A 15996-nucleotide genomic window follows, 5' to 3' on the forward strand; every position below is an offset into this window, starting at 1 on the left:
ATTACACATCCTTCGTTAAGACTGGCTGCCGGTGGAGCACCGCGTTAGCCTTAGCCCGCTTAGCCCTTCACGGAGCCCGCTGTCATCTGCATGAATGATTTGTTGGCAAAAATATAGACAATGATCATCGGCAGCATCGACAGGCATGCGCCGGCAAGCATTAATTGGGGCTGCGCCGCATCGCCGACACCATATTTCAACCCGGCCAGGCCTACGGTGAGCGTCTGTAATCCAGGCTGCGTCATCGTAAATACCAGCGGCAGAATGTATTCATTCCAGGCTCCGCGGAAGGTCCAGAGCGCTGTAACGCCGAGTGCCGGTGTCAGGAGCGGCAAGATAACACGAAAGTATACGCTATAGAAGTTGCAGCCGTCAATAAACGCCGCCTCATCCAGTTCCTTCGGGATTGCCCGCACAAAACCGATCAGCATGAAGAATGCAGTGGCATGACCGCTGATCAGGATGATGATGACGCCCCAGAGCGATTTTTGCAGATTCAGTGAGACCATGAGATCAAACTGTGGGCGCAGCACAACGGCACCGATGGAGATGAACAGGGTGCAGGACTGAATGACCACATACAGGCGTTTCCCGTAGAAATCCACCCTTGCTACCGCGTAGGCAGCCATCGTTCCTATCAATAAAGTCCCTAATGTCGTAAAGGTACTTATAAATACGCTGTTCCAGGTAAACCTTGCGAAATTAGCGGATGTCCAGGCCTGCGCATAGTTATCGAAGATCCATTCCTTCGGCAGCAGAGTAGTTCCTGTCGTCAGCTCCAGATTGGACTTAAGTGATCCGAAGAACGCCAATATGATGGGGAATAATGCAAACGCTGCTACGATCAGCAGGAAAATCCACAACAATATCCGGGACAGCAGCGCCTTGTTCTTTAATGAACGGCTGGTCTGCGCAGAAGCCATTTTCGTTTCCGCATGCATTGTGCTCACTGTTCATTCTCCTCTCTTTTAGTAGATATCATTCAGTTTCTTGGATACATAGAAGTAAATCAGGGTGATGATGCCGACGATAACCGCCGTAGCAAATCCGACCGCGCTGCCGTAACCGAACTGCTGGATGCTTGATCCTCCGCTGGATACCGGGAAGAACAATTTATAGAGATAGAGATACATGACTTCCGTCTTGCCGTAAGGCCCGCCTTCCGTAAGCACCATGATGCTCTCGTAGCCCTTCAGGGATACGGTAATCGCCAGCATGATGATCATCTGCAGCACAGGTCCCAGCATCGGCACGGTAATACTCCACATCTTGCGCAGCGGCCCGGCGCCGTCCAGGGAAGCAGCTTCATACAGATCCTCCGGGATATTCTGCAGCCCCGCGATAAAGAGCAGCATATAGTTGCCGACTGCGCCCCAGATCGCGATAATAATTGCCGTGACCAGGGCATGCTTGGCGCCCAGCCAGTCTATGGGAGCGGATACAATTCCGGCCCCCATCAGCAGCTGATTCACCATTCCGTTGTAGGAGTTGAAAATAACGTAGAACACAATCGCCATTACCGAAGCACTGATTACGGTAGGCAGGAAATAAATGGCCCGCAGCAGCTGGCGTCCCTTCAGGGCGCGGTTGAGCACTACAGCAAGCACAAAGGACAACGGGATCGTAATGATCAGTTTGCCACCAGCGTAGATGAAGGTGTTCACCACTGACTGCCAGAAATCCTTATCCCGGAACAGGCGCTCAAAGTTATCCAGGCCGATGAATAGCGGTGTACCAAAGCCCTGATAATCATAGAACATGTACTTCAATGCCCAAAAGACGGGATACACTCCAAAAATCAGCGTCAGAATCAAACTCGGTGCTACAAAGGTCCAGGCGTTTATCTGCCGTTTCGTTCCATTCATTGATTGTTCCTCCTGTCTATTCGGCTCGCGTTTCTTTCCTTAATCATAAGTCCCGCTGTGCAGACACAGTTAGGGAGAAAGCGACTGCACTAAGGGGGAGAAATTCACTTTTTCATGAAATCCGGCTTCATAGCCGGAGCCCTGCCTTGCGGGATGATTTCAGTTGCTTTGTCCCCTCTCCTTCCCCCGTTTACCCATCCCGGGTCCGCGTTCAGACCGCTATACTTTAAAGAAGAAAGTCAACTGAACTAACCAATTACAGGGAGGCTCAAATCTGCCAATGAATCCAGCATCTAACGACGTAGCCGGAGCACGCCCCTTCGGCTGTTATGAACATGGGCAACTGGAGAACATCCGCGCCAGAATATCGCTGTATCCTGCGGTTTCGCAAGAATACGGCAGGCAGCAGCAGCTGGCCGGGCAATTTGCCGCCCGTGAGGCGGCAGTTCCGCTTAGCGGGCTTGGCGCTTTCCGGGTGGAGCCGTTTGTCTTCAAGGTACCTGACGGTACTGCCTTTCTGAAGCTGGCCGTGCAGGTTCAGGGCCGGGGCGTTGCCCGGATCGGTGGCGTACGGCTGACGCATTCCCAGCTTGGCCTGCCGGTGGCGCTGATTAACGGCGACTTCCGCCAGGCGCTGAAGGGCTGGACGCAGGAGCCGGGAAGCGGCAGTAGAGTGGCGCTTGAACAGCTGGCCGGCGGCGGAAGCGGCCTGCAGCCCTCCGGTATAACTCCGGCTGGAGGTGAGCCGGAGGAAGAAGTGCGTTGTGTGCGGATCAGCAATGAGGCGGAGGATGGCATTACTGTGCTGCGGTACGAAGAACGCCTGCCGGTAACCGCAGGCGATTATTACGGCATCCAGACGGAGCTCAGCCTGGAAGCTCCGCTTGATAACGGCGGCATACGCACCGGGGTTACGTTTCTGGACGAAGACGGACTGCCGCTCGGGCCGGAGCAGCGCGGACCGCTTTTCAACCGGCCCACGCTGACCAACTGGGCCTATCTGCTGGAGGCTGCCGGTGCTGAGGGCAACCTGTATATGGTGAGCGGTGAAGATCATTATGCCGCCCGGGCGGGGCGCAAGCTGCAGTACATGCTGGCCGATATGAGGCAGGGCATGGATATCTTCCGCCGGGACGGCTGGCATGATGATGATACCTATGGCGCTGTGCATATCGGCCGGGGACTGGCCGCGGTCTCGGTCATCTATGACCAGATTGCCGGAAGCGGAGCGCTAACTGCCGGGGAAATAGAGGTGCTGCACTCTGATCTCCGCTATATTGCAGCGATGATGATGGACACTGCCTACTACCGGTTCGATCTGGAGACCTTCCCGGACGAGAAGGGCGGCAAACGCAGCAACTGGAATGCGGACCGGGCAACCGGGCTTGGGGTCTATGCGCTGCTCTTCCCGCAGGAGCCTGAGAGCGCCGGCTACCTGGAGCATGCCTGCTCCGTAGTAGACTGGCAGCTGGCGGAAGTAGTGGATCAGGAGGGGGCCTGGCCGGAGAATGTACGTTATCACGGCGCTGTTCTGCACCGGTACTTCCTGTTCTTCGTGCTGCTGAAGCGGCTTCAGGGTATGGATTATTTCAGGCACCCTAAGGTAAAAGCGATGTACCGCTTCCTGATCGGCATCGTGACCGCAGAGGATATCATTCAGGGCGGTCATGATGCCGGACCTGTTCTGCTGACGCCTGCCGTCGGTGATGCCAATGTACAGGAGAAATGGTTCCGCCTGCTCGGCTACGCGGCTCCATTCTATGCAGAGGAAGATCCGCATCTGTCAGCGGAAATGGTCTGGACCTGGAAGCACGGCGGCGCACCGGTCCAGGATACCGGAGCTTTCCCTCTGCCGCTGGTCGCACTGCTGTATTCGCAGCCGGATCTGCCGGAGCAGCAGCCCGCCCTCCACTCCGTCCATTATCCCGGCATCGGCTACGCCATCTTCCGCAGCGGGGAGCAGAACCTGCGGAACTATGCCATCTACGAGGCTTCGCCGCTGACCTATCACGCCCATCATGACGAAGGCCATTTCTCCATCTGGGCGGACGGGGTTCCGCTGACGCTTGATGCCGGAACCGGCGGTTATTACAACGGGGACCGGCACTGGTATGTATCAGGCGCGGCGCATAATATCGTCCAGTTTGCTGACGGTTCAGGCGGCTACGCTGACGGCCCGCTGCAAAGCGTCTGCCGGGAGGTCCTATTCACAGAGGAGCTGGATTATGCCAGAAGCCTGATCCCGGATACACTTGCTGGTGAGTACGAGCGGAATTTCCTGTATATCAAAGCAGGCTTTGACGCTTATCTGGTCTGGGACCGGATTGAGGGCGGGGCAGACAGCGTGTGGAATCTGCATACCCTGAGTACAGAGGCTGATATCTCGGGGCAGGGAATTGAGGCCGCAGCTCTAGGCGGCATGAGGCTGAGTGCGCATATTGCAGAACCGGTTAGTCCGGTCATCACTGCCGGAGAAGGTGCCGTAGGCGGTGCCTATCCGCTGGCGGCGCAGCAGCATTTCCGGGTGCACGGCAACGCGGGCGAAGACTATGTGGTGCTGCTGCATCCGCACACAGCAACAGCGCCCCTGCTGGGGCTGGAGCCGCTGCTGTGCGAAGACGCCGGCGGAGGCGTGCGGGTATATAAGATTTCCCGCGCAGACGGTGCATGGTGCGTTGCCGCCATCAACGGCTCAGGGCACACCCGCCGCGTCCGTATTCCCGGCGGCGTCCCGCTCCGGGTGCTCGGCACGGAGGGTGCGGAAGCCGCGATTGACGGCCATGCGGCGGAGGATATCCTGACCCTTGAGCCGGGAACGATCCAAATTGCCGTCCCGCAATAAGGAATTTCCCGATTGATCCGCTATTTGCGGCAGGGCTCCAGTAACTTCTATATAATCCTGCACGGAATACAACATTTCCCTGATAATATCTGCCCTAATCCAAAAGTGTTGTATAAAAGGCAGTATTTCGTCCCGTTCACGCGGCTTGGCACTACAACACCTACAAGGAGGAAGTAAACAATGAGTAATTTAGGAGTATGGGAACCGGCTGAGCCGGGCGTCAAACGCTGCATTCTGAATGCGGCAGCCAGTCTGATGATGATGGAGGTTCATTTCGAGGAAGGCGCTGAGGGCTATGAGCACAGCCATGTGCATGAGCAGATGAGCTACTGTCTGCGCGGCAGCTTCGTCTTCCGCATCGACGGCAAGGAATACGCCTTGTCGGCAGGCCAGAGCATAGATATTCCGCCTAACGCCAAGCATGGGGTAACCGCGCTTGAAGCTGATTCGGCGCTGCTTGATGTGTTCACACCGATCCGCGAGGATCTGCTTAAGCGGTAAGCTGATCCAGGTGCCTGACAGGCAGATTCCGCCTGCCACCTGCCATAATAGACAGTGCTGCTGCCAATTCCGGCAGCAGCATCAACATCAGCAGTGCCATCGCCTGGCACCCTTAAAATGCAGACAGCCTGCCCGGAAGTTCCGGACAGGCTGTCTTTACATTACGTTATTCCAGATTCGCATGTTTGCCGAACATCTTGCCGGTGGTCTGCCCCGTCTGCTCCATCATCCGCAGGATGACGGCATCGTAGAATACCAGCAGCGTCTGTTCAAACAAGGAGGCCATCGGCTGGATGGTGGCATAGCTCCCGCCAGTCTGATCCTTGGGCGAACCCGGCAGCTTGATTGTATAATCAGCGAGACGACCCAGTGACGAATCCGGGCTGATGGTCACAAGCACCACAGCCGCGCCGATAGCCTTGGCTTTCTCCGCCATGGACACCAGCCCCTTGGTCTCGCCGGAGCCGGAGCCCAGCACAAGCACATCGCCGGGGCCGATGCCCGGGGTTACCGTCTCCCCGACGACAAACGCAGCTTGCCCGGCTTGCATCAGCCGCATCGCGAATGCCCGGCCCATCAGGCCGGAGCGGCCGGCGCCGGCTACAAAGATCTGCCCGGAGCGCAGCAGCAGCTCCGCCATGGCCTCACCTTCTGCGGCGTCCAGCCCGGAGACCGAGCCCTGCAGCTCCTTCACAATTTCCCGTGCGTAATCCAGCGTATCCATAGCTGCTTAGGCCTGGCTTACAAGGCGCTTCATTTCTGCCGCAGCCGCTTTCTGATCCGCTTCGCCGGTAATACCGCCGCCCACGATTACCAAATCAGGATTCGCAGCAATTACTTCAGGCAGCGTGCTCAGCTTAATTCCGCCGGCAATCGCTGTTTTTGCTTTTGTAACCACACTCTTAATCGCTCTCAGATCCTCGAAGGAATTCTTGCCCTCTGCCTGATGATCATAACCGGAGTGCACACAGATATAATCAACGCCAAGTGCGTCCACTTCAGCCGCTCTGGCCTTCAGATCCTTCACGTTGATCAGATCAACCAGGATTTCCGCGCCTGTCTTCTTGGCTTCTTCCACCGCGCCGCGGATCGTTGAATCATCGGACACGCCAAGCACGGTAACAATTCCTGCTCCCGCTTCTACAGCTTTCATTACTTCATAGCCGCCCGCATCCATGATTTTGAGATCGGCCAGGACGGTCAGTGCCGGAAAAGCGTCCTTGATCGCTTTTACCGCATGCAACCCTTCATTAATAACAACCGGTGTTCCAATCTCCACGATATCTATAAATTCGGCCACTTCCGCAACAATAGCCTTGGCTCCCGCAATATCCACCAGATCAAGTGCAAGCTGTAATTTCATATGTTTAGAATCTCCTCGTCGTTAATATATTTTAGTAAGTGATGTACTAAGTTTAGGGATATACTGCCGATAAGGGAAGTAGGCACTTTATTGTGATGTAGTTACCTGAAGGATACTATTGGGCGGGGGCCGGGCTGTCCGCTGCGTCTTTTTGAAAACGAAGGTTGATTTTATTCAGGATTTTCTTAAATTTACTGCATTTTCACAAAAGCTGTGCTACCATACATTAGATTTACAAATTCTCCGGCGGCAATCCTATTTTAACTACAAGAAGGTGTAAGGTTTATTATGGAAGAAAGCAAACCCAAAGAGTTCAATTTAATTAAGCTGACCTGGCCGATTTTCCTCGAGCTGTTCCTGTTTATGCTCATGGGGAGTGTAGATACATTCATGATCAGCTCTGTATCCGATGATGCAGTCTCCGGTGTCGGGGCGGCCAATCAGATTATTGCCATAGCAATCCTCGTGCTCAGTGTCATCGGGAACGGTGCAGCAATTGTCGTGTCGCAGTATCTCGGCTCCAAGCAGCCCAAAGAAGCAGCCAAGGTAACCGGCAATGCCGTTACGCTAAATCTGGCAGTCGGGATTATTCTGAGCACCGTGCTGCTGCTGTTCGGAGGCACGCTGCTGACGGCACTGAATGTGCAGGGCGATATTCTCGTCTATGCCAAATCGTATATGCATATTGTCGGGGGCGGAATCTTCCTTCAGGCACTGCTGAACGCCCTGGCCACCACCATCCGGACGCACGGGTTCACGAAACAGACGATGGTAGTCTCTCTGCTGATGAATGTGATCCACGTCGGGGGCAATTACCTGCTGATCTTCGGACATTTCGGACTGCCGGCACTCGGTGTGGAAGGTGCAGCCATCTCAACGGTTGCCAGCCGTTTCATCTGTCTGATTCTGTTCTTCCTGCTGCTCTACCGGATTATGGAGGTGCGGGTCAAATGGACCTATTACATTCATCTCTCCAAAAAATACGTGCTGCAGATTCTCAAAATCGGTATCCCGTCCGCTTTTGAATCGGTGATCTATCAGTGCTGCCAGCTGGTCTTCACCTTATATATCACCTATCTGGGTGCTGAAGCCATGGCTACCCGCCAGTACGCGCTGAACATCTCCAGCTACATCTTCCTGTTCAGCGTCGCGGTCTCAATGGGCACCTCGATCATTGTAGGCCATCTCGTGGGTGCAAGAAGGCCCAAGGAAGCTTACTCGCGGGTGTTCTCCAGTGTGAAATGGGCGCTGCTGGTCACCGTAATTATGGACGCGGTTGTCATTCTATTCCGCGTGCCGCTGATGGGCCTGTTCACCGATAACCAGACGATTATAACCATGGGCGCCCAGGTCATCCTGCTCAGCTTCTTCCTTGAGACCGGACGCACCTGCAACCTGGTCATCATCAACTCGCTGCGCGCTTCCGGTGATGCCAAATTCCCGGTCTATATGGGCCTGATCTCCATGGTATGCATGAGCTTGCCGCTGGGCTATTTCCTGGTATTTACGCTTGATCTCGGTCTGGCCGGCGTCTGGCTGGCCACTGCGTTCGACGAATGGGTGCGGGCGGTTATCATGTACTTCCGCTGGAAGAGCAGAGCCTGGGAGAAGCACGGCCTGATCCAGCATGAGGCGGCAGAGCCGCTGAGTGCTGCGCCGGCGCATTAATCTGCAACAACAAATCGGCGGTTCACCCTGATCTCTGCGATTGGGGCGGGCCGCCTTTTGAATACTTAATCCTATTGATCTGGCAGGAAGGATGATGAAGACTATGACAACCAACCGGCACAAAGAAGAAGACGACCTTGCCCATTTCAGCGCAATGGCCCCACTATGGAGCAACAGCGAAGAGGATGTGTCCATGGCCGGGAAGGTCCTGCAGAGGCTTGGCATCCGCAGTGGCCAGAGCCTGCTGGATGTAGCTTCGGGTACCGGGGTCATCCCCGCAGCGCTCCATAAGCTGGAGATAACCCCCAGCCGCTACCTTGCGCTCGATATCTCAGCGGCCATGCTGCAAGAACTGCGCAAGAGCTTCCCGGATGCCGGGACCGCATGCGCGGATTTCGAGGAGCCATTCTCCGGCGGAATGCTTGCTCAGTATGTGCTGATCTATAACAGCATCCCCCATTTCTCCAATCTGGATATGCTGTTCGCCAATGCAGAGAGGAATCTGCAAGACGGAGGGACCTTCATGATTGCCCACTCCAGAACCCGCCAGGGCCTGCGGGAGCATCATGCACGAATCGGCCATACGAGTGAGCGTGAGCCGATCCCTGCGGATGCTGTGCTGGCCGCGCTTGCGGCCAAATACAATTTCGGACAGGCTGAATATAGCGATGGGGAATTCTTCTGCTTCTCCTGCCGCAGGAACGTCTGACTGCCCTAATTATCCGATTCGCAAATAAGGGATGCCCCGGCCGTGTAATCCGGCTAATTGGCATCCCTTAGTACTAAGGTTGTAAGCTTATCAGGTTCCTTTGGCTACAGCCTCTTTATGCTTGGCCGCGAACTGCTCTGGTGTAATCGCTTTGCCGAACAGCGCCTGAATCATATCCAGATGGACCTGGGCGGCGTTCGGCTTCATCTGGATATCAGCAAACAGGGTGATGCTGCTCGCATGGTTTAATTCATTCAGCAGATCAACATACAGCTGCGGCAGCTCTTCATTCGTGGTATCCACTTTGGTCGCCGGAATCACACCTGCACTGGTTACAGAGGCCTCTCCCCATTTGTATACGAAATATTCGACAAATGCCTTCGCTTCTTCCTTAACCTTGGAAGCTTCGGCTACGAACAGTCCGACACCCGGACCGCCAACCCAGCTGTTGATATTGCCCTTACCGCCTTCCACCGTCGGGAATTTGAAGAACCCTACTTTATCTTTGAAGTCTTGCGGGATCTCCGGATTGGTCGTGAAATTGGGAAGCTCCCAGGTACCCGTCAGATACATTGCCGCCTTCTCATTCAAGAATTCCGATTTGCCCTCATCATTGGATAGCCCGTTGAAACCGCTGTTAAATGTGTTCATATCCACCAGCGTCTGCACTTCAGCCGCAGCCCGGACCAGTCCGGGGTCATCGAAATAGCTTGTCCCCTTAGTCGCCCGCTTCAGCGTATCACTGCCGGCGATACGGTCAGCGAGATACATATACCATAGCGAGCCGGTCCAGCGGTCCTTGTTGCCAAGGGCAACCGGAGCCACGCCATGCTGGGATAACGTTCTTATCACTTGCTTGAATTCTTCATAAGTAGCAGGCACCTGGAGATTATATTTTGCAAAAATATCCTTGTTATAGTATATCGGCGAGATGTTCAGCTCAATCGGCAGTGCATAGGTCTTATTATCGACCACATAGGCTTCGGTAGTACCTGTTACGAATTTACCCTTTAGCCGGGTACCGTGCAGGATGTCATCCAGCGGAGCGAATAATCCGCCTTTTACATAAGGCTCCATGAAGCCTGCAGCCCAGGTTATCCCCACATCAGGCAGGTCATTTGAGGCAGAGAGCACCTTCAGCTTATTCTTGTACTGCTCATTCTCCAGCACGCCTTGCTGGATTACAATATTAGGATTCTCATTCTCGTATTCTTCAATGATCTGGCTAACCAGCTTATTCTGCTGAGCGGAGAGTCCAGCCGGCCATAAGTGCATCATATGAATCGTTATTTTTGGGGCCGAAGCATCGGTGGCTGCCGCCGCACTATTATTATCCCGCGTAAAGCTGCAGCCTGTCAGAACAAGGGCCAATGTAAGTGTCAGGAACAGACCCCTGGTTATGTTATTCCTCAGCATTGCTATAGCCTCCCATTTCACATCACGCGGCCTGATGTAATCGCTACCAATCAAATTCTAGCACCGTACCCGGAGGTATATAAGACCACACTTATTGGCTAAAATTCCACATTTAATGGATTTCCTGCGATCCGCCCTTCATCTTATGCCTATAGCGGCTTGGGCTTAACTGTTCCAGTGACTTGAACACCTTAATGAAATACTTATCCGTCCGGTAGCCCACACGCTCCCCGATCTCCCCTATAGACAGTGAGGTCTGGAGCAGTAATTCCTTAGCCCGCTGAATTCGCAGACGTGCCAAATATTCGCTGAAGGATACCCCGGCCTGCTCCTTGAACAACACGCTGAAATAGCTGGCATTCAGATGGATGAGTCCCGCTACCTCTGCCATCGTCAGCTGTTCATGCAGATGCTGCTCCACATAGGCGATCGCATCTTTGACCGGCTGTCCCATACCCGCCTGATCCGGGTCAATCTCCATCAGCTTGTGATCCACCAGCTTCTCCAGCTTCACGTGGCGCTGCTGCTCTTCCTCCCGCTTCAGCGCATCCTCAACCACGGACAACAGCTCGGACTTGTCCAGCGGCTTAAGCAGGTAGTTGACGGCCCCCAGCCGCATTGCCTGCTGCACATAATCAAATTCGGCATAGCCGGATATGACAATAATAACGGGCTTCCACGCCGAGTCCTGCAGTGAACGGATCAGGTCCAGTCCGCTGACTTCGGGCATGCGCACATCCGTAATCAGCAGATGGACCCGCTCCTGCCGTAGCCGCTCGCGCGCTTCAACCCCGTTGTCACAGGTCTCTACGGCATACCGGCCTGCCGCCCATACTTCCAGCGTCTGCTTAATTCCCTGCCGTGTTCTCGGTTCATCATCCACGATCAGAATCGTCCTATTGCTCAGGCTCATAGGTATATCCTCCATTGCTTGGAATTTCAAAAGTAATAACGGTCCCTTCGGATAACCTGCTCTCAATAATCAGACCCTCCGTCTTGACGCCTTCTTCCCCGTAATACAGCTTCAGCCGCCGCTGCACATTCACCAGGCCGACCCCGTTGCCCTTGGCGGAGATCGATGGGCCGCCCTCCAGTGTATTGCGCAGCGCCCGCAGCGTATCCTCATCCATACCAGGCCCATTGTCCGACACCTTCACCGAAGTCCACCCGTCGCGGGGTGAAGGAGTGATCGTAACCTCCACACTGCCGTTGCCGACGCGGCTCTCTACTCCATGAAGGATGGCATTCTCCACGATCGGCTGAATCAGCAGCTTGGGTACCGGAACAGCTGCCTCGCGCGGGTCCAGCACGATATCCCAGGACAGGCGCTCGCCCATCCGCATCTCCATGATTTTCAAATACCGCCTGATCTGTTCAACCTCTTCACTAAGCATAACCCACTCGTCTTTGTTATTGGGAGTGCCAATGATATAGCGGAACAGCCTGGACATTACTACGACCAATCCGGCTAATTCCTCCTCCCCCTTCTCTTCGAGCGACCAGTTAAAGGCTTCCAGGGTGTTGAACAGAAAATGAGGGTTAATCTGCGCCTGTAAGGCTTTGAGCTCGGTCCGGCTCTGTAATACTTCCTTCTCGTAGACGACCCGGATCAAATCATTCATATTGGCCACCATGCCGTTGTAGGTATAGTTCAGCTCCCTCAGCTCCATCGTGGATACCTTCTGCGAGTTGGGTGTCAGCACGCCTAAGCGCGATTTACGCATAGCCCGGATCAGATGAATAATCGGCCTTGTGATCATCGTCGACAGCAGAAAGGATATGATCAGGAAGAGCAGCGCTCCAAGCCCCCCTGACAGCAGCAGAACCGTCCGCAGCACGGATAAGCCTTTGGTGACATAACTGACCGGGGTCAGCACAAGCAGTGTCCAGTTGGTCTTATCCGAGCGTAGCTTAACCTGCACATACTCCTTGCCGTGGAAGCTTACCGTCTGATCCACGCTCTCCAGCAGCGGCAGCAGGTCGGCCTCCGGCGTTTCACTGCTGCCCAGAAGCCGGCCTTCATCATTCACCAGCAGTACGGACTCGCCTCCGTCACTGCCGGAGATCGGATCATCCAGCTGGAAGTAGCTGCGCTGGATACGCGCCATCAGATAACCCCCCCGCGAGAACCAGCGGTCCATCAGGCTGACCTGGCGGATCGCCAGCAGGCTCTGGCTGTCATGCGGATCGACGCCGATCCAGACCAGACGGCCTTTCTGAATATTTGCTTCACTGATATAAGGTTCGTTGATCCTTGTCCCCAGACTGCCATCCTTAATCGGGAAGAGCAGCCTGTAGTCGGCGGTGTACAGCTCAAGAGATCCTACGCTCGGCATATACGCCTGATAGCTGGAGATAATCTGCAGCAGCGACTGCCGCTGGTTGAATGACACTTCATTGCCGTTCAGCTCCTCCAGCAGCAGCTGCTGCACCGTAGGATGATTAGCCACCTGCTCCATCAGGCTGTCAATCTGGCCGATCAGCGCATTCAGCCGTCCGTTCGCCTGGACCGCCGTCTGCTGGATATGCCGCTCTGCATTATTTTTGAGTAGAACCGATACCCGGTCATATACAAACGCCCCTGAAACCAGAAGAATGATTAGCATAACCAGCACAAAGCCGATGAATATTTGATTGCGCAGCGTGTTGAGTTCTTTGAATCTCTGGAACATCGGAATTCCTTCTTTCCTTGGCAGCGTTTCCAACTCTATTCTCCAAAAGTCCCGGGGTTTGTCAAGAGAAATCGTTGCCTGGCGCCGGGCAGCAAAGAGCCCTTAAGCAGAGCTCCTTATTCCAGGAGCTGTTTAAGGGCTGCAGCAGAAGGGACTAAATGAACATCAGCGGAGGAGTGATCCACTCTCGATCCAAGGCTATCCACAGCAAGCCCAGGAGGACGGCGGTGATGCTGTACATCAACACCTTCCTGCGGGTGGGCTCCAGGTAAATATCAAGAATAACGATTATAATTGCTATAGCAGGTACTGCTACAATCAGGACTGGATGACGATATTTAATATTAACTGCATTCAAGATAACCATAACCAGGAGCAGAAGCCTAAGATATTTGTTCATAAATACACCACACCCTCGCCATTGAGACCTTTTTCCAATTATGTATTCTTCATCCTCACTCTAACTATCCCTTGATTCCCCGCTATTGTCAACCCGGAGGCCCATCCGCTGCCTGGGCAAAAAAAATAGCCCGTCCCCGGATGGGAACTGACTGCTATGGTGTTGGCGCTATAATCTGATTCTGTACAAAGCGTCGGGAAGTGGCAGTTTACCGGATGGTAATGCCCTTCTTGATCGCCTTCATGTCAAAATTCGTATTCACAAGCATAGGCAGTATCTTCATGCTTCTGGTCATCGGCGAGTTGCATTGCCAGCAGGTAGGGACATATTGGAAGGCGAAGTTGTCGCGCATCCACCCGGAGCAATCTTCCTTGGTGCAGGACCAAATGGCTGTGTCTTCTTGCGGAAGATCCTCCAGCGCTTTTTTACGAAAATACATAAGTACCCCTCCTAATAGCTTTGTTAGCACATACTTCCTGATGCGGTTCATACAAAGCCCGCTTCGGAAGGATATCCTTCGAATAAAGACATATTTCCAGCCCGCTAGGGCTGTTGTGGCAGGATGGTAGCTTGTTCTGGCCTGTTCAAAAAAAAAGCTGCCCTCAACTTGTGTTAAGGGCAGTCTATTTTTTAATACTACAGTTTTACAACGTTTTCGGCTTGTGGTCCACGAGCGCCTTGAGTTACGTTGAACTCAACGCGTTGGCCTTCGTCCAAAGATTTGAAGCCGTCGCCAGTGATTGCGGAGAAGTGTACGAATACGTCGCTTCCGCCTTCAACCTCGATAAAACCGAAACCTTTGTCTGCGTTGAACCATTTTACTGTACCTGTTTGCATGATATTACCTCCAAGTTTTATTTAACACATGTCCTTTTATTCCTACGTATTGTACGAACAAATAAAAATTCACACATTGGAAAAGGATTCATACGCACAAATGATAACCTTTTACAATATGTGAATTAAGGGTTAAATTTATGATTGACTTCATTGTAGCACACTAATTCTCTAAAAGCAAAGGATTACTTCAAAATAAAAATATCGTGCCGTGCGCACGGTGTCTCATGAGCACCGCGCGCACGGCAGCTATAGGGTTTCAGTCGATATATCCGGCCAGTCCCTTGTCCATCAAATAATCCATTTCAGCATCGAGAATAGTCTCTACAGTCAGCTCGTCCAGCTTAACATCGCGCTGCGCAGTAACATAATCGACCAAATCATCATTATCAATATCAACCTCGCCCTTGGCATTGGCCTTGGCTTTGTTGATGAAGGCCTGCTCGTGCTTCAGCACCAGCCGGATTACGGCCGGATCAACCTTCGTCTGTGCGGACAATACTTCCACCAGTTCCTGCTCATTCACTTCATTACTCATCTTCGTTAGTCAGCTCCTTGGCATTTATGCACAATGATTGTACCACAAGTCCCTTCAAGGCGCGCAGCCTCATCTCCACCAGGGAAGAGCAGGATACTCCGCGGACCCGGCTACTACAGTCTCTCCGATTCTCGGTGTAGCCAGCCGCACCCCTTTAGCTGCTGCCGCAGCTGCGACACGCTCGACCGGATCGGTCCAGTCATGCATCGACAGGGTGAAGGCTCCCCAATGAACCGGAATGAGCAGACCTCCCCGCACATCCAGATGTGCTTCAACCGTCTGTTCCGGCAGCATATGGATATCGGCCCAGCGCGGATCGTATTGGCCGCATTCCATCAGCGTGAGATCGAACGGACCATACTTGCGTCCAATTTCGGCAAAATGCGGCCCGTAACCGCTGTCCCCGCTGTAGAATACCTTCGTATTCTTCCCTTGGATCACCCAGGAGCACCATAGTGTAGTGTTGCGGTCCAGCAGACTCCGGCCGGAGAAATGCCGGGCCGGGGCGCTGGTGAAGGTCAGGCCTGCATACGCAAGCTCATCTCCCCAGTCATGCTCCCGGATTTTCTCTGCGCTTACCCCCCAGCGGCGCAGATGGGCACCGACACCGAGCGGCACAATGAACAGGCCCACCTTATCCTTCAGCTTGCGGATGGTGCCGTAGTCCAGATGATCATAATGATCATGGGAGAGCACAACAGCATCAATCTGCGGAAGCAGGGAAATCTCCAGCGGCAGCTGCCTGCTGTAGCGGCGGCCGCCGATGAACGGAAACGGAGACGGGGCGTTACCCAGCATAGGGTCCAGGAACAGTGTAACCCCGTCCATCTCCAGCAATACCGCAGAGTGGCCGAACCAGGTGACACGGGTCCCCGGGCTCTGCCCGATGGATGCAGGGAGCAGCGGCAGCGGCTGCAGGGGCTCTGCCGGTCTGGACCGCGGATTGCCCTTAATGAAATCCTTCAGAATGGACACGCCGCCTCCGCCGGCTCTCTCGCCGAAGAGTTCAGTCATCTGCGGATAAGCAAATTTGCCCTTGCTATAATTAAGCGAGCGGCTGTTCAGTGCCTTTTCCTGCTTCCCTGCCCTCCGCCCAAACGCCGGATAGAGGGTCATAAGCAGATACGCCGCTGCAACAAGTATCACCAGTATAGCTGCAATATCAATAACAATCAGAGTCATGCG

At 54.0% G+C, this 15996-nt stretch carries 16 protein-coding genes; 4 read left to right on the top strand and 12 right to left on the bottom strand.

Annotated features, from left to right (window positions below; genetic code table 11):
• Nucleotides 1-59: 59 nt before the first annotated feature.
• Complete coding sequence (locus PBOR_RS33375) at nucleotides 60-923, bottom strand: carbohydrate ABC transporter permease (protein ID WP_042220219.1); 864 nt, start codon at nucleotides 921-923, stop codon at nucleotides 60-62.
• A gap of 45 nt (nucleotides 924-968) precedes the next feature.
• Nucleotides 969-1865 carry a carbohydrate ABC transporter permease gene (locus PBOR_RS33380; RefSeq protein WP_042218329.1) on the bottom strand — a complete coding sequence of 299 codons (897 nt, stop codon included), beginning with the start codon at nucleotides 1863-1865 and terminating at the stop codon, nucleotides 969-971.
• Between the two features lie 280 nt (nucleotides 1866-2145).
• Between PBOR_RS33380 and PBOR_RS33385 the strand changes: the two genes are divergently transcribed.
• Together PBOR_RS33385 and PBOR_RS33390 are read left to right on the top strand one after the other, a co-directional pair.
• A complete protein-coding gene (locus PBOR_RS33385) occupies nucleotides 2146-4707 on the top strand; it encodes a heparinase II/III domain-containing protein (protein ID WP_042218331.1) in 2562 nt (853 codons plus the stop codon).
• A gap of 180 nt (nucleotides 4708-4887) precedes the next feature.
• Nucleotides 4888-5208: a cupin domain-containing protein gene (locus tag PBOR_RS33390; RefSeq protein WP_042218333.1), complete on the top strand. Its 321-nt coding sequence runs from the start codon at nucleotides 4888-4890 to the stop codon at nucleotides 5206-5208.
• A 166-nt stretch (nucleotides 5209-5374) separates the two neighbouring features.
• On the opposite strand, the gene hxlB is transcribed toward PBOR_RS33390, so the two are convergent.
• Nucleotides 5375-5932: a 6-phospho-3-hexuloisomerase gene (gene hxlB / locus PBOR_RS33395; protein WP_042218334.1), complete on the bottom strand. Its 558-nt coding sequence runs from the start codon at nucleotides 5930-5932 to the stop codon at nucleotides 5375-5377.
• A 6-nt stretch (nucleotides 5933-5938) separates the two neighbouring features.
• Nucleotides 5939-6571: a 3-hexulose-6-phosphate synthase gene (gene hxlA, locus PBOR_RS33400; protein WP_042218336.1), complete on the bottom strand. Its 633-nt coding sequence runs from the start codon at nucleotides 6569-6571 to the stop codon at nucleotides 5939-5941.
• Between the two features lie 288 nt (nucleotides 6572-6859).
• Between hxlA and PBOR_RS33405 the strand changes: the two genes are divergently transcribed.
• A complete protein-coding gene (locus tag PBOR_RS33405; protein ID WP_042218339.1) occupies nucleotides 6860-8239 on the top strand; it encodes an MATE family efflux transporter in 1380 nt (459 codons plus the stop codon).
• Nucleotides 8240-8342: 103 nt separating this feature from the next.
• Nucleotides 8343-8948 carry a class I SAM-dependent methyltransferase gene (locus PBOR_RS33410; RefSeq protein WP_052429758.1) on the top strand — a complete coding sequence of 202 codons (606 nt, stop codon included), beginning with the start codon at nucleotides 8343-8345 and terminating at the stop codon, nucleotides 8946-8948.
• A 90-nt stretch (nucleotides 8949-9038) separates the two neighbouring features.
• On the opposite strand, the gene PBOR_RS33415 is transcribed toward PBOR_RS33410, so the two are convergent.
• From PBOR_RS33415 to PBOR_RS33450, 8 genes are all read right to left on the bottom strand, one after another.
• The gene (locus PBOR_RS33415) at nucleotides 9039-10364 is read right to left on the bottom strand and encodes an extracellular solute-binding protein (protein ID WP_042218341.1); all 1326 of its coding nucleotides are present in this window, start codon (nucleotides 10362-10364) and stop codon (nucleotides 9039-9041) included.
• Between the two features lie 112 nt (nucleotides 10365-10476).
• A complete protein-coding gene (locus PBOR_RS33420; RefSeq protein ID WP_042218343.1) occupies nucleotides 10477-11277 on the bottom strand; it encodes a response regulator transcription factor in 801 nt (266 codons plus the stop codon).
• Nucleotides 11261-13036, bottom strand: a complete 1776-nt coding sequence (locus PBOR_RS33425) for a cache domain-containing sensor histidine kinase (protein ID WP_042220221.1) — start codon at nucleotides 13034-13036, stop codon at nucleotides 11261-11263. Before PBOR_RS33425 ends, PBOR_RS33420 begins: the two co-directional genes overlap by 17 nt.
• A gap of 154 nt (nucleotides 13037-13190) precedes the next feature.
• The gene (locus PBOR_RS33430; RefSeq protein ID WP_042218345.1) at nucleotides 13191-13436 is read right to left on the bottom strand and encodes a hypothetical protein; all 246 of its coding nucleotides are present in this window, start codon (nucleotides 13434-13436) and stop codon (nucleotides 13191-13193) included.
• Between the two features lie 208 nt (nucleotides 13437-13644).
• Nucleotides 13645-13875, bottom strand: coding sequence for a cold-shock protein (locus PBOR_RS33435; RefSeq protein ID WP_039304815.1), 231 nt, complete (start codon nucleotides 13873-13875; stop codon nucleotides 13645-13647).
• A 197-nt stretch (nucleotides 13876-14072) separates the two neighbouring features.
• A complete protein-coding gene (locus tag PBOR_RS33440) occupies nucleotides 14073-14273 on the bottom strand; it encodes a cold-shock protein (protein ID WP_019914790.1) in 201 nt (66 codons plus the stop codon).
• 259 nt (nucleotides 14274-14532) lie between these two features.
• Nucleotides 14533-14811: a hypothetical protein gene (locus PBOR_RS33445; RefSeq protein ID WP_042218347.1), complete on the bottom strand. Its 279-nt coding sequence runs from the start codon at nucleotides 14809-14811 to the stop codon at nucleotides 14533-14535.
• Between the two features lie 69 nt (nucleotides 14812-14880).
• Entirely contained in the window at nucleotides 14881-15993 is a 1113-nt protein-coding gene (locus tag PBOR_RS33450) for an MBL fold metallo-hydrolase (RefSeq protein WP_042218348.1), read from the bottom strand.
• Between the last annotated feature and the right edge of the window lie 3 nt (nucleotides 15994-15996).

Source organism: Paenibacillus borealis (genome assembly GCF_000758665.1).
GTDB lineage: Bacteria > Bacillota > Bacilli > Paenibacillales > Paenibacillaceae > Paenibacillus_AQ > Paenibacillus_AQ borealis.

Coding starts and splice junctions, on each gene's coding strand:
- PBOR_RS33375 (WP_042220219.1), bottom strand. CDS start 923: ATGGCTTCTGCGCAGACCAGCCGTTCATTAAAGAACAAGGCGCTGCTG.
- PBOR_RS33380 (WP_042218329.1), bottom strand. CDS start 1,865: ATGAATGGAACGAAACGGCAGATAAACGCCTGGACCTTTGTAGCACCG.
- PBOR_RS33385 (WP_042218331.1), top strand. CDS start 2,146: ATGAATCCAGCATCTAACGACGTAGCCGGAGCACGCCCCTTCGGCTGT.
- PBOR_RS33390 (WP_042218333.1), top strand. CDS start 4,888: ATGAGTAATTTAGGAGTATGGGAACCGGCTGAGCCGGGCGTCAAACGC.
- hxlB (WP_042218334.1), bottom strand. CDS start 5,932: ATGGATACGCTGGATTACGCACGGGAAATTGTGAAGGAGCTGCAGGGC.
- hxlA (WP_042218336.1), bottom strand. CDS start 6,571: ATGAAATTACAGCTTGCACTTGATCTGGTGGATATTGCGGGAGCCAAG.
- PBOR_RS33405 (WP_042218339.1), top strand. CDS start 6,860: ATGGAAGAAAGCAAACCCAAAGAGTTCAATTTAATTAAGCTGACCTGG.
- PBOR_RS33410 (WP_052429758.1), top strand. CDS start 8,343: ATGACAACCAACCGGCACAAAGAAGAAGACGACCTTGCCCATTTCAGC.
- PBOR_RS33415 (WP_042218341.1), bottom strand. CDS start 10,364: ATGCTGAGGAATAACATAACCAGGGGTCTGTTCCTGACACTTACATTG.
- PBOR_RS33420 (WP_042218343.1), bottom strand. CDS start 11,277: ATGAGCCTGAGCAATAGGACGATTCTGATCGTGGATGATGAACCGAGA.
- PBOR_RS33425 (WP_042220221.1), bottom strand. CDS start 13,036: ATGTTCCAGAGATTCAAAGAACTCAACACGCTGCGCAATCAAATATTC.
- PBOR_RS33430 (WP_042218345.1), bottom strand. CDS start 13,436: ATGAACAAATATCTTAGGCTTCTGCTCCTGGTTATGGTTATCTTGAAT.
- PBOR_RS33435 (WP_039304815.1), bottom strand. CDS start 13,875: ATGTATTTTCGTAAAAAAGCGCTGGAGGATCTTCCGCAAGAAGACACA.
- PBOR_RS33440 (WP_019914790.1), bottom strand. CDS start 14,273: ATGCAAACAGGTACAGTAAAATGGTTCAACGCAGACAAAGGTTTCGGT.
- PBOR_RS33445 (WP_042218347.1), bottom strand. CDS start 14,811: ATGAGTAATGAAGTGAATGAGCAGGAACTGGTGGAAGTATTGTCCGCA.
- PBOR_RS33450 (WP_042218348.1), bottom strand. CDS start 15,993: ATGACTCTGATTGTTATTGATATTGCAGCTATACTGGTGATACTTGTT.